The organism is Streptomyces triculaminicus (assembly GCF_017349075.1).
GTDB classification, from domain to species: Bacteria; Actinomycetota; Actinomycetes; order Streptomycetales; family Streptomycetaceae; genus Streptomyces; species Streptomyces triculaminicus.
In genome coordinates this window covers 791,100-803,191 of the sequence record NZ_JAFMOF010000004.1, presented here as the reverse complement: position 1 = coordinate 803,191, position 12,092 = coordinate 791,100, and the positions used below count along the sequence as shown (strand labels likewise).

General features: G+C 71.1%; 12 protein-coding genes. 6 read left to right on the top strand and 6 right to left on the bottom strand.

The features are described from left to right. The first annotated feature begins 6 nt into the window (after positions 1 to 6). Entirely contained in the window at positions 7 to 1,461 is a 1,455-nt protein-coding gene (locus tag J1792_RS27165) for an MFS transporter (protein WP_207248391.1), read from the top strand. Between the two features lie 67 nt (positions 1,462 to 1,528). On the opposite strand, the gene J1792_RS27160 is transcribed toward J1792_RS27165, so the two are convergent. Together J1792_RS27160 and J1792_RS27155 are read right to left on the bottom strand one after the other, a co-directional pair. Beyond that, positions 1,529 to 2,749: a cytochrome P450 gene (locus J1792_RS27160; protein WP_207248390.1), complete on the bottom strand. Its 1,221-nt coding sequence runs from the start codon at positions 2,747 to 2,749 to the stop codon at positions 1,529 to 1,531. Between the two features lie 122 nt (positions 2,750 to 2,871). Further along, positions 2,872 to 3,513 (bottom strand): TetR/AcrR family transcriptional regulator, encoded by a 642-nt coding sequence (locus J1792_RS27155; RefSeq protein WP_307843104.1) that lies wholly within the window; start codon positions 3,511 to 3,513, stop codon positions 2,872 to 2,874. Between the two features lie 310 nt (positions 3,514 to 3,823). Between J1792_RS27155 and J1792_RS27150 the strand changes: the two genes are divergently transcribed. Further along, on the top strand, positions 3,824 to 4,507 hold the full coding sequence (locus J1792_RS27150) for a hypothetical protein (protein ID WP_207248388.1): 684 nt from the start codon (positions 3,824 to 3,826) through the stop codon (positions 4,505 to 4,507). 66 nt (positions 4,508 to 4,573) lie between these two features. Then, positions 4,574 to 5,626: a methyltransferase gene (locus J1792_RS27145; protein WP_242646624.1), complete on the top strand. Its 1,053-nt coding sequence runs from the start codon at positions 4,574 to 4,576 to the stop codon at positions 5,624 to 5,626. Positions 5,627 to 5,681: 55 nt separating this feature from the next. On the opposite strand, the gene J1792_RS27140 is transcribed toward J1792_RS27145, so the two are convergent. Next, positions 5,682 to 6,785, bottom strand: a complete 1,104-nt coding sequence (locus J1792_RS27140; protein WP_086571893.1) for a PP2C family protein-serine/threonine phosphatase — start codon at positions 6,783 to 6,785, stop codon at positions 5,682 to 5,684. Positions 6,786 to 6,951: 166 nt separating this feature from the next. Here J1792_RS27140 and J1792_RS27135 point away from each other — a divergent pair, with 166 nt between their 5' ends. Then, a complete protein-coding gene (locus J1792_RS27135) occupies positions 6,952 to 7,326 on the top strand; it encodes a GvpU-like protein (protein WP_086571858.1) in 375 nt (124 codons plus the stop codon). A gap of 73 nt (positions 7,327 to 7,399) precedes the next feature. Here the strand turns inward: J1792_RS27135 and J1792_RS27130 are convergent, their stop codons facing one another. After that, a complete protein-coding gene (locus tag J1792_RS27130) occupies positions 7,400 to 8,299 on the bottom strand; it encodes an NAD(P)-dependent oxidoreductase (RefSeq protein ID WP_086571860.1) in 900 nt (299 codons plus the stop codon). Positions 8,300 to 8,606: 307 nt separating this feature from the next. Here J1792_RS27130 and J1792_RS27125 point away from each other — a divergent pair, with 307 nt between their 5' ends. Further along, positions 8,607 to 9,386 (top strand): thioesterase II family protein, encoded by a 780-nt coding sequence (locus J1792_RS27125; RefSeq protein ID WP_086571862.1) that lies wholly within the window; start codon positions 8,607 to 8,609, stop codon positions 9,384 to 9,386. A gap of 84 nt (positions 9,387 to 9,470) precedes the next feature. Here J1792_RS27125 and J1792_RS27120 read toward each other — a convergent pair whose 3' ends face one another. Further along, a complete protein-coding gene (locus J1792_RS27120) occupies positions 9,471 to 10,019 on the bottom strand; it encodes a carboxymuconolactone decarboxylase family protein (protein ID WP_086571864.1) in 549 nt (182 codons plus the stop codon). A 61-nt stretch (positions 10,020 to 10,080) separates the two neighbouring features. Then, the gene (locus tag J1792_RS27115) at positions 10,081 to 11,403 is read right to left on the bottom strand and encodes a CoA transferase (protein ID WP_179198970.1); all 1,323 of its coding nucleotides are present in this window, start codon (positions 11,401 to 11,403) and stop codon (positions 10,081 to 10,083) included. A gap of 276 nt (positions 11,404 to 11,679) precedes the next feature. On the opposite strand from J1792_RS27115, the gene J1792_RS27110 reads away from it, so the two are divergent. Further along, entirely contained in the window at positions 11,680 to 11,970 is a 291-nt protein-coding gene (locus J1792_RS27110) for an acyl carrier protein (protein ID WP_207248387.1), read from the top strand. Positions 11,971 to 12,092 lie beyond the last annotated feature (122 nt).

Below are 12,092 nucleotides of genomic sequence, written 5' to 3'. Positions count from 1 at the left end.
CCTGCTGTGAGCGTCGAACCGGCCTCCCCCGCCGTATCCGCCGAAGCCGTGACCGAGCCGGGAGCCGCGGGGCCGTACCCGCGCCGGTGGGCGGCGGCGGCCGTGCTGACGGTGGCCTTCCTGATGGACCTGCTGGACGTCACGATCGTCAACGTCGCGTTACCCACCATCCAGCGGGAGTTGGACGCCAGTCCGACCCAGCTGGAGTGGATCTCCGCCTCCTACCTGCTGGCCTTCGCCGTCGCGCTGATCACGACGGCCCGGCTGGGGGACGTGTGGGGCCGCAAACGGATCTTCCTCTACGCGGTGGCCCTCTTCGGCCTGGCCAGCCTCTGGTGCAGCTTCGCCGACAGCCCGACGGAGCTGATCGTGGCCCGCGTCGTCCAGGGCCTGGCCGCCGCCGGCATCGCCCCGCAGGTCATGAGCACCCTGCAGAGCACCTTCGAGGGGCGCGAACGCGCCACCGTCTTCGGCCTGTTCGGCATCGTCGCCGGCATGGCACAGGCGCTGGGCCTGGTCGTGGGCGGAGTCCTCATCACCGCCGACGTCGGCGACCTCGGATGGCGCACCCTGTTCCTGGTCAACGTGCCCGTCGCCGCACTGGTGATCGCCTTCGGCATCTGGCTTGTGCCCGAGACGAAGGTGCCCGGCGGCACCCGTCCCAACCTGCTGTCCGCCGCCGTGCTCACCGTGGGCCTGGTCGCCGTCGTCTTCCCGCTGATGGAGGGGCGCCAGTACGGCTGGCCCGTCTGGTGCTGGCTGTCGCTGGCCGCCGGGGTCGTCGCCATCGTGGCGCTGGCCCTGGCCGAGGAGCGCGGGGGAGGGCGGCGCAACGCGCCCCTGCTGCCGGCCGGGCTCTTCCGCGACCGCTCCTTCAGCGGAGGACGCGCCGTCCTGCTGCTCGCCTTCGCCAGCTACAACGGCTTCCTGCTCGTGCTCACCCTCTGGCTCCAGGACGGGCAGGGCTACAGCCCGCTGCGCGCCGGCCTGGTCACGGTGTCCTTCTGCGTGGGGAGCCTGTTCACCGCCGTGGTCGCCGGCCGGCTGACCGCCCGCTTCGGCCGGGGCGTGGTGATGGCAGGCTGCCTGCTCTTCGCCCTGGGCACGCTCGGCGTCCTCGTCGCCGCCCGCGCGGCCGGCGGAACGGTCTCGTCCTGGTCGCTCGTACCCGGCCTGGTCGTGCTCGGCGCCGCGCTCAACCTGATCATCCCGCCGCTGGTGACGCTGTTCACCTCCGCGGTGCCGCCCCGGCACGTGGGCACCGCCTCGGGCATCTGGAGCACGACCCAGCAGTTCGGAGGGTCGCTGGGCGTGGCCGTGATGGGCTCGGTGTTCTTCTCCGCGCTGGACGGCGGCTACCGGTCGGCCTTCACGGTGATCGCCGCCGCGACCGCCACGGCGCTGGTCGTCTGCGCGATCCTGGCGCTGGCCCTGGCCCCGCGGGAGAGGACCGCCGCCTGAGGCCCGCCCGATGGCGAGCGTGACGCCGGACGGGCTCCCCGAGCCCGTCCGGCGCCCGTGGCGGGGGCTACCAGACCACCGGAAGCGCCTCGGGCCCCCGCATCATCCGGTTCGCCTTCCACGCCACCTCGTCCGCCGGGACGTCCAGGCGCAGCGACGGCAGGCGCCGGACCAGCGTCTCGAGGGCCACCTGGAGCTCCAGCCGGGCCAGCGGGGCGCCGAGGCAGTGGTGGGCGCCGTGCCCGAAGGTCAGATGCGGGTTGCGCTCCCGGTCGAGCACCAGCTCGTCCGGCCGGTCGAAGACGCTTCCGTCCCGGTTCGCCGAGGCGTTGGGAACCACGACGGTGTCTCCCGCGCGGACGGTCCGGCCGCCGAGCCCGACGTCCTCGAGGGCGACGCGGGGGAACCCCAGCCCGCCGACGCTCGCCTCCAGCGGGATGTGACGCAGCAACTCCTCGACGGCCGAGGGGATCAGGGACGGGTCGGCGGTCAGTGCCTCCCAGTGCTCCCGGCGGCTCAGCAGGGTGTGCAGGAAGTTCCCCAGCTCGTTGGCGGTGGTCTCCTGCCCGGCGATGAGCAGGTTGACCCCGAAGACGACCAGCTCGAGCTCGCTGAGCCGGTCGCCCTCGTCCCGCGCGACCACCAGCTGTCCCAGCAGGTCGTCGGCGGGGGCGGCCCGGCGCCGCTCGACGAGGCCGGAGATGTAGGAGAAGAGGGCGTTGTCGGCTTCCTTGATGGTCTCCGGGTCGTCGGCGGACAGGGCCACCGACCGGTCGATCCAGTCCCGGAACAGCCCGTGGTCCTCCGCCGGGACGCCGAGGATCTCGCAGATCACGGTGAGGGGCAGCGGCCAGGCGAGGGCGGAGACCAGGTCGGCGGGCGGCCCGGTCTCGGTCATCCGGTCGACCATGCCGTCGACGATCTCCTGGACGCGCGGCCGCATGGCGCTCACCCTGCGGTGGGTGAAGGCCTTGGTCACCATCCGTCGCAGCCGGCTGTGCTCCGGCGGGTCCAGGCTCAGCAGCGAGGCGTTCTGCTGGTCGGGCAGCGGGGTGCTGCGCGGAATGTCCCGGCCCGCCGCGGCGGCGCGGGAGAAGCGGGGGTCGGCGAGGACGGTCCGGGCGTCCTCGTGGCGGGTGACCAGCCAGGCGTCGCCGCCGTAGGGCATCGTCACCCTCGCCACGGGTTCCGTCAGCCGTAACCGGGCGTATCGCGGATCCATGTCCAGGCGTTCGGCGGAGAAATCCGCGGCGTGGAAAGGGCAGGTACCGGGGTGTGGGGCGGTCATCTGCTGCGTGCCTCCTCGGCGATTCGGGCCGTTGGCCGTCTGCCAAGCTAGGAGGAGACTCACAGGGGCTTCAATCGCTCTCCTTACAAGAACGCGTGAAGTCGACCAATTCGCCGTCAAATTCAGGTGGCGGCCGTTGCCCGGGCGTCCTCGGCGGCGAATGCCAGCAGGAATGTGCTGACCGCGTTCCCGGCCACGTCCCGCAGTTCCGGCTCGGTCAGCAGCCGGGTGCCCAGACGCGAGCGGATGTCGACGGGGCCGGTGAGCAGGGCGAGGAACTGCTCGGCGGCCGCGGCCGGGTCGGTCACCCGCAGCCGGCCGGTGAGCGTCAGCCGGGCGAGGCGGTCGGCCAGGGCCTCGGCGAGGCGGTTGGTGCCGTTGCCGAGGACGATGTCGAGGAGGTCGGGGAACTGGGTGACCTCGGCGTACAGCAGCCTCCGCAGGGCCCAGGACTGCTCGTTGGCGTAGCACAGCAGGAGCTGGAGGCCCAGCTCCTCCAGCGCGCCGCGCAGCTCGCCGCCCGCATCCCGCAGCCCCTCGATCGCGGCGAGGTTGCGGGCCATGGCGCCCTCGGCCGCGGCGGTCATGGCGTGCCGGAACAGGTTCTCCTTGCTGTCCAGGTGGTTGTAGACCGTCGGCTTGGCGACGCCCGCCTCGGCCGCGATCTCGTTCACGCAGGACTGGGAGTAGCCCTTGCGGGAGAAGACGGTGAACGCGGCGTTCAGGATCGCGTGCCGTTTGTCGATGCGCCCTCGGGTCGTCACCCGCACATCCTACCGTCAGGGACGCCGAATTGTACGGGTGCGTTCAGCCGGGAGGCCCTTCGACGCCCGCCCTCCCGGCCCCGCCGCCGACGGCCCACCGCCGCGCCGGCGCCGGCCCGTTCGCCGTGGCGCGACGGTATTTATGACTTCATTTATGACTCCGCTGACAGTGAATTGACAGTGCCCGCGCCCGGCCGGGAAAAACTGACACGAGTTCACGGACTTCTTGAAAAGCGGTTGTCGGATCTTTTCGGAGCGCTGCCGAAGATGGGCGAGCACGTGTGTGGGCCACCGTCTAGAGGAGCCGAGGATGTCCATTGCAGCCGGGCCGCGACCGGTATTCGAACGTTCCGACGTCGCCGCCGTACTCGTCGCCATCGTGCCCGTGGACGGCCCCGCACGGCAGCGCGCCGCGGCGGACGCCGTCGTCGCGCACTGGCGCGCCGGCGCATGGCCCGAAGAGCTCGTCTCCCTCAACTGCTACACGAGCACGGACGGCCGTTCCCTCCTGACCTACGCGCAGTGGTCGTCCGAGGAGGCCCTGCGGGAGTCGCTGCGGGACGAGACGAGCGTCTCCCGTGGCAAACCCGGCTGGGGAGTGCTCGACACCGCCGTGCCCGAGCCCGCCGTCTTCCACCTCTACCGCGTCGTACGGCCGGTGGCCGCCCCGGACCCGGGCGTGGTCGCCGAGTGCTTCCCCGGGGCCTTCTTCACGATGGCCGACGGCGTCTCGGTCCGGGAGTGGACCGACTGTCTGCTGTCCTCGGAGGAGGAGACCGAGGGGGAGGAGCGGGCGTACCCCGGTGCGATCGCCGCCAACTTCCACGTCGGCACCGACGACGCGAGCGTGCTCGTCCTCTCCGAGTGGGCCTCCGAGAAGGAGGCCGTCGCGCACATCGACGCGGTGATCGAGCCGCTGCTGGCGCACGCCGGCGGCGGTGACGCGGGGGCCCGCTACCGCCATCACCTCAGCCTCGCCGGCCCGGTCGCCTGACCGGCCCGGCGTCACCCGCTTCCGCCCACAGCTCACTCCGTTCCGCCCCGAGGAGGGCCTCCGCACATGAACTCCCACTCCAGCCGGCCCGAGCAGTCCGCCCAGCCCGCCGACGGCGCCGGCGCCGGCCAGGTCATGGGCATCCTGTTCGGTCACTGGCAGACCAAGCTCCTGCTGACCGCCATGGACGCCGACCTCTTCACCCACCTGTCGGGCTCGCCCGCCACGGCCGACGAGCTGGCCGCGCGCCTGGGGTACCGCATGCCGGGCGCGGAGTCCTTCTTCGTCGGGCTCGTGGGCCTGGGGCTGCTGGAGACCGACGGCGGGCGGTACGCCAACGGCCCCGCCGCCGAGCAGCACCTCGTGCGGGGCCGGCCCGGCTTCATGGGCGGCTACCTGCAGTTCTGCCAGCGGGAGCTGAACCCCGCCTGGGACGGCCTGGGCGAGGCGCTGCGCACCGGGGAGCCGCAGAACCGGGCGGCCCGCGAGGGCAACCCCTACCACTCGCTCTACGAGGACAAGCCCGCCACCGACCTCTTCCTCGACAGCATGGACATGTTCAACTCGGGCATCGCCGCGCACCTCGCCGACCTCGACTGGAGCCGCTGGACGTCGTTCGTGGACGTGGGCGGCGCCCGCGGCAACATCGCCCATGAACTCGTCTCCCGCCACCCGCACCTGACCGGCACGGTCTTCGACCTGCCGCCGCTCGAGCCGTCCTTCGCCGCGCACATGGCCGGCCTCGGCGGCACGGCGGCGGTCTCCTTCCACGGGGGCGACTTCTTCGCCGACCCACCTCCCGAGGCCGATGTGCTGGTCTTCGGCCACGTCCTCCACAACTGGGGCCCGGAGGACCGGCTCAGGCTGCTGCGCAGTGCCCACCGGGCCGTGCGGCCCGGAGGCGCGGTGATCGTCTACGACCCCATGGTCGGCGACGCCGTGCCCTCGCTGTACGCGACGCTGGCGAGCCTGAGCATGCTCGTGTGGTCCAACGGCGGCCGGGAGTACTCCGTGGACGAGTGCCACGCCTGGCTGAAGGAGACCGGCTTCCGCCCCGAGACGGTCGCGCTTCCGGACGGGGTCAACGAGGTGCTGGTCGTCGCCCACAAGGACAGCTGAGCGGCACCCGCGCGCGTCCCCGGCCGGTGGGGCCGGCCGGGGAGGCGGCGGCCCCTCACGCGTCCGGGGCGTCCCGCAGGCGTACGGCGAGGGCGGCGAGGTCGTCGTCGAGGCCTCCGCTGCTGTAGCGCAGGAGGTCGCGGTGGAGGCCGTCGAGCAGTTCCCGGGGCCGCACCGGGGGCTGCTGCCGGCGCATCCAGTCCGTCAGCGGGAAGAACTGGCCGCCGCGGTCGCGGGCCTCGGTGACGCCGTCGGTGTAGAGGAGCAGCTGGTCGTCGGGGGCGCAGTCGAAGGTGTCGATGCTGTAGTGGTCGCCGATCAGCCCGGCGAGGTTGAGCAGCGGCGAGGGAGCGGTGGGACTCAGGACGCGCAGTCCCTCACGGTTCAGGAGCAGCGGCGGGGGATGCCCGCAGTTGAGGATTCTGATGTGGCACCTGTCGTGCGGGATCTCCACGAGTACGGCGGTGGTGAAGCTCTCCATCAGGTCCTCGGTGGAGAACGCGGCGCTGTAGCGGGTGCTGCTGGCCTCCAGGCGGCGCGCGATGCCGCCCAGGTCGGGTTCGTCGTAGGCCGCCTCCCGGAAGGCGTTGACCACCGCCGCCGCCGTGCCCACCGCCGGCAGGCCCTTGCCCCGCACATCGCCGATGATCAACCGGACCCCGTAGGGGGTGTCGACCGCCTCGTAGAAGTCGCCGCCGATACGGGCCTCCGCCGCGGCCGCGAGGTACAGCGACTCGATCTCGATGCCCCCGAAGCGGCGCGGCATCGGGCTCAGGACCACCATCTGCGCCGCGTCGGCGACGAGCCGGACCTGGAAGAGGGACTGCTCCCGCTGGAGCCGCACATGACTTCCGTACGCGGCCGCCACGGTGACCGCCACGATGCCCGCCACGGTGTACCACGCGCCCAGGCCGGGGAACACGAGGCTCAGGCCGATCATGAGCAGGAAGCAGACCGTCCCCAGCAGCACGGTGGGCAGTACCGGCCACATGGCGGCCGCCAGGGCGGGGGCCGCGGGCAGGATGCGGCTGAAGGCCATGTCCGGGGGTGTGGAGTAGGCCAGGCCGGCGATGACCACGGTCAGGATCACCGGGGACATCTGCACGAGGGACCACCGGCCACGGGGGCGGCGGAGTCGCGACTGTCCAAGCTTGACCATGACGCATATCATATCTGCATAATGTGGATGTATGGTTTTCGTTGTCCCTTATAGTGGGAATCCTGGCCTGTGGATGTGTGACCCGGGGTCTCCTTCGTGCGGCTGAGGGCAGGAGGTCGGGGCCGGGCCACCCGGTCGGCCGGGTCGGCGAATAGAATCGGCTCTCATGTCGAGCCCTGACGCACTGCTCGTTGACGTAGCCACCAAAGTGGAGTCCGAGCAAAGCAATCAGATGTCCCTGACCGTGGTCACCGGTGGCACCGTCATCACCGGGCGGCTGGCCCCGGAATCCGTGTGGAAGGAGCGGGTGTCGGAGGTCCTGACGGACTCCGACCGCCTGGGTCCGTTCTCCGGGATCTTCACCGCCGACCGGCCCCAGGACCGGGCCGAGCGCGGCGAGCCGCCCACGCATCTGCACTTCCATGTCGCCCGGATCCTGCAGGGCAGCATCGGGATCCCCGAGACGGGCGGGATGTACCGCGTCGCGATCGAGGACGTCAGCGCCTGGACCGTGGGCGACTTCAGCTACTCCGACCACTGAACCGCGGCCGCCCGCACCCGGCGGGCGGCGCCGGTTCGAACGTACGCCCGAGGGAATGTCCTCCCTCGCCGGGTCAGGACAGGGTCGCTTCCGGCCTGCCCTCCCGTCGTACGAACTCCACCAGGCGGGCGTAGCTGTCGCCGCCGTGCCCGGCCGCGATCGCCCGCTCGGTCAGCGTGCTGAAGAGCTCCGGCATGCCGGTGTCGGCCCCGCGGAGCTCGCAGGCGTGGGCGAGGATCCGCATCGTCGAGCGGTGGAGATCCAGCGGGAAGTCGCCGCTGGGGTACTCGCCCGAGTCCACCTGGGGGGCGTAGGTGTTCATGAAGGAGCGCACGGTGTCCATCCAGCGGTTGGCCACCTCGGTGTATTCCGTCGCGGTCACGTTGCCGCCGGGGCCGTCGGCGCCGATGAGCACCACGCTGTGCAGCCAGCCGGTGAGCGTGGACCACATCTGGCACAGCAGTGTGGTGTCGTACACGGACGACAGGGCCGTGTCGGCGCCCACGTACGTGGCGTCGCCCAGCGCGGTGAGCGTCTCGCGATGCCGCTCGAAGGCCGCCGCCGAGCCGGCGTAGAGCTGCAGGAAGTCCCGGCTGCCGATGCCGGACGGGGTCGTCATGACCACGCCGTCGAGGTAGGCGGCGCCGGCCCGTCCGGCCCAGGCGTCCATCTCCCGTGCGCACACGGGCGGCCCCGAGGTGAGGTTGACCAGCGTCCGGCCCGCGAGGCCGCAGGCCGCGGGGTGCAGCACCTCCCGGACGGCCTCGTACGTCGACAGGCTCACCACGGTCAGCGGGCTCGCCGCGAGGGCCTCACCGGCCGACCCCGCCTCCCTCGCGCCCTGCCGTACCAGCGGTTCCGCCTTGCCGGGCGTGCGGTTCCACACCGTCGTGCGGTGTCCCGCGGCGACGAAGGCGCCGGCCAGCGCCGACCCCATCGGCCCGAGGCCGAGAACGGTCACATCGGTATTCACATGTCCCCCTGGATTCACATAAATCAGGCGACTTCCCCCTGGATGGCGCCTATACGGGATTCTTCCCTCACGGCACTCATCCACTCATTCAAGGAGAAGAGGTGTAAAAACCACCTAATGGTGTCTCAGAGTGTGCGGGCGGAGGGGAGGCCCGCCGATCAGCGGCATGTCAGCGGGGGCTGGTTGACTCGGCCGTCAGGCGGGGCGTGCGGGAGCGTGCCCGGGGGCGGCCGGCCCGACGGCTCGGTCGCGGGGATCCCCGAGGCGCCGCTGCCGTGACGCGTGCCATCGACTGAACGGAGATCACATGACCACGGGCACGGGGCCGCGGCGGGCCCCTTGGTTCTCGTCACCCGACCCCTCGCTGGACGCCGAGGCGCAGCTGTTCCTCTTTCCGCACGCGGGCGGCACCTCGCTGACCTACCGGATGTGGGCGGCCACCGTCTCCTCGGGGATCGAATGCCGGGCCCTGCAGCTGCCCGGCCGGCAGGAACGGCTGGACGAGCCGGTGTTCACCCGGATCGAGCCGCTCCTCGCCGAACTCCAGGAGGCGCTGGAGGCGGAGCTCGACGGCAGGCCGTACGTCGTCTTCGGCCACAGCTTCGGCGCGCTGCTCGCCTACCGGCTGACGGTGGAGATCGAGCGGAACGGCGGGCAGGGCCCCGAGCTGCTGGGCGTCTCCGGCTGGGCTCCCGGCCTCGTCGCGTCCAAGGAGCTGGAGGGCGTCGCGGACATGACGGACCAGCAGATCCTCGATCGCGTCGCCGAGTTCGGGCTCATCCCGGACGAGGTGCCGGTCAGCCGGGACATGCTGGCCGCGGTGATGCCCTCCCTGCGCGGGGACTTCGTCGTCGCCGCGGACTACACCGAGGACGGCGCCGCCGTCTCCTGCCCCATCGCGGCCTACGGAGGGACGTCCGACCCCACCCTCGAGCCCGGCGCCCTGGAGGCCTGGGCCGGGCTGACCCCGGAATTCCTCGGCGCCACCGAGTTCCCGGGGGACCACTTCTATCTCTTCGAGCACGCCCTCGCCGTCCAGAACAGCCTGGACCGCCATCTGCGCCGGCGGCTGGCCGCAAGGGCCTGAGCACCCCCGCGGGTACGCCCCGGGGCCGGGAGGCGTTCGGCCTCCCGGCCCCGGGGCGCAGGGCTGTCCGGAACCCGGCGGGTGCTACTGCCCCTGGAGGCGCAGCGCCTGGCGGACGACCTCGTCGCCGTCCGACGCGTCGATGTCGACGTCCAGCACGGTGCAGACGCGGCCGAGGAGGAAGTAGAAGCCCGCCAGCACCAGCGTCTCGACGACCTGCTCCTCGCTGTAGTGCTCACGGACCGCCGCGTAGACGTCGTCCTTGACAGTCGGCCCGTCGGCGACGGCGCCGGAGAACCGGAGCAGGGCCCGCTGCGCCGGCGTGAAGACGTCGGCGTCGGTGTCGCCCCGCCGCAGCGCCACCCGCTGGGCGTCGGTGACGCCGACCGCCGCCGAGATGGACACGTGCTGGGCCCACTCGTACTCGGCCTCGTAGTGCAGGCCGAAGTTCAGGATGAGCAGCTCGCGGTCCACCGCGTCCAGCGAGGCCCCGGCGAACAGCGCGGAACCGAGCCGGGCCACCTGCTCCACCGTGTGGGTGGAGTGGAGGAGCATCCGGTAGACATTGATGATCTTGCCTTGGGCCAGGGGCCGCATCGACTCGGGCAGGGCGTCGGCATCCTTGTAGGGCATGCGAGGCATCGTGACTCCTTGGAAACGGTGAGGTGTTCGGGGTCGCGGAGCGTGGGGCGGCTCAGGCCGCGTGAGGGGCCCGCCACTCGGGCCGGGAGGAGCCGCGCGGCACCAGGACCGTGTCGTCCCAGCCAGCCGGGGTCTCGCTCAGCCGTACAGCCGGGGCGACGTGCCGGAACTCGCCCATCGGGGTGTCGTGGACGAGCCACTCGGGCTCGGGCGGGAGGGTGTCGGCGCCCAGGTGCGCGATGGACTCCCGGGACAGGACGCCCAGTTCCCACGCCCAGTTGGCGACGCCGGCCAGCGAGACGCGCACCCGGTAGCTGCCGCCCTCGCGGGCCCGGCGGACGGCCGCGGCCATGACGCCCGCCGCGGCGAAGTTGGCGGCGAGGTAGTCGTTCAGCATCCGCCCGGGCGGCATCCTCGGCTCGTCGCCCTCGCGCTCGTTCCAGTTGATGCCCACCAGCGCCTGGCCCTGGTGGTCGAACCCGCCCCGGTCGCGCCAGGGCCCGTTCTCCCCGTACGCGCTGACGGACAGGTGGATGAGGCCCGGCGCCATCTCGATGCACTCCTCAGGAGTGAGGCCGAGCCGGGCCATCTTCGACGCCCTGTGGTTGTGCACGAAGACGTCGGCGGTGCGCAGCAGGTCGTCGAAGATCCGCCGGCCCCCGTCCTTGTCCTTGAGGTCGAGGCGGGTCGAGCGCAGGCCGACGCCGCACTCGTTCCAGCACAGCTCGTGGTCGAAGGCGTTGGGTTCGCACACATGCAGGGCGTCGGCACCGTACTCGGCGAGCGCCCGGCCCGCCGCGGTGCCCGCGAAGATGTGGGTGAACTGCAGGCAGCGCAGCCCGGACAGCGGCCGGGGGCCGGACGGCAGCGGCCGCGGCGGGGCATCGCCGACCCGTTCGACGGACACCACGGGCTCGGACAGGATCGTCTTGCCCTGCGGGTGGGCCAGGAACTCCTCGCGGGTGCGCACCACGGCGAGCGGCACGCCCCGGGCGGCCGCGGCCTCCTCCAGTTCCCAGGAGTTCCAGGTTGCCACGGCCTCGGCGATGCGCTCCCTGGTGTGGGGGGTGCCGAGGAGGTCCAGCATCTCGTCGCGGGTCCGGGGGTAACAGGCGATGATGATGACCCAGCGGTCGTCCGCCGTCCGGTAGAAGTCCCAGACGAGGGGACCGGTCTGCCCGTCGCCGCCCAGGATCGAGCCCATGTTGGATCCGTAGCCGCCCAGCCGGTTCCCACCACCGAGGTAGGGCGTGATCTGGTGCAGCGACTGGGGGAGGTCGATGCCGAGGCTCTGCGCACGGCCGGTCCGCTCGTGCCAGATCTGCGCCGCCGCGACGGAGACCGAAAGCAGGGAAATTCCTATCGCCGATCCCATTCGGATCGTGGACGGAAGTATCGGATCGCTGCCTGTGATCGTCAACTCACTTACTGCGGGATCACGGGAAATCCCCAGTAATTCAAGTACGTTGTCAAGTTCTTCGAGTGTGTCGAAGCCATCTTCTTTCATGCTGCAACGGTAGCACCAGAACCTAGTCCGCGAAATGGGATGAAGGGGCTGTGAGTTCGCGTCAGCTGGGCGTCAGGTGGGTGTCAGCAACAGGTGATTGAATTTAACGGCGAGTGCTTCATCTGACGATGTGGAGGAGTTTCCGTGGAGTATCAGGGTGTATCTCTCGAGGAGTTGCGCGAATTGCCTCCGCATGAATTCAGGAAGGCCCTTGAGGTCCTGGTGGCCGAGGAGTTCAAGTCGGCGCTGTACATGGAGGAGGACGAGGATCTGCCGCTGGACGTGGGGTTCTTCGACCTCGGCCTCACCTCGCTGCGCCTGAGCGATATCAAGCAGACCTTGGAGACGAGGGTCGGGCAGGAGATCGACATCGCGGTCCTCTTCCGCAGGCCCACGGTCGGGCAGTTGATCGACTATCTCGCCGAGACCTCCTGACGATGCGGCATCGTCGAGCCGGAAGGGCCGCCTGCGGCGGACGTCCCAGGACTGGAGAACAATAGTGTCAAGCATCAATGAATCAACCCGGGAAGAGCTTCGGAAGGCCCTCGAGGAGATTC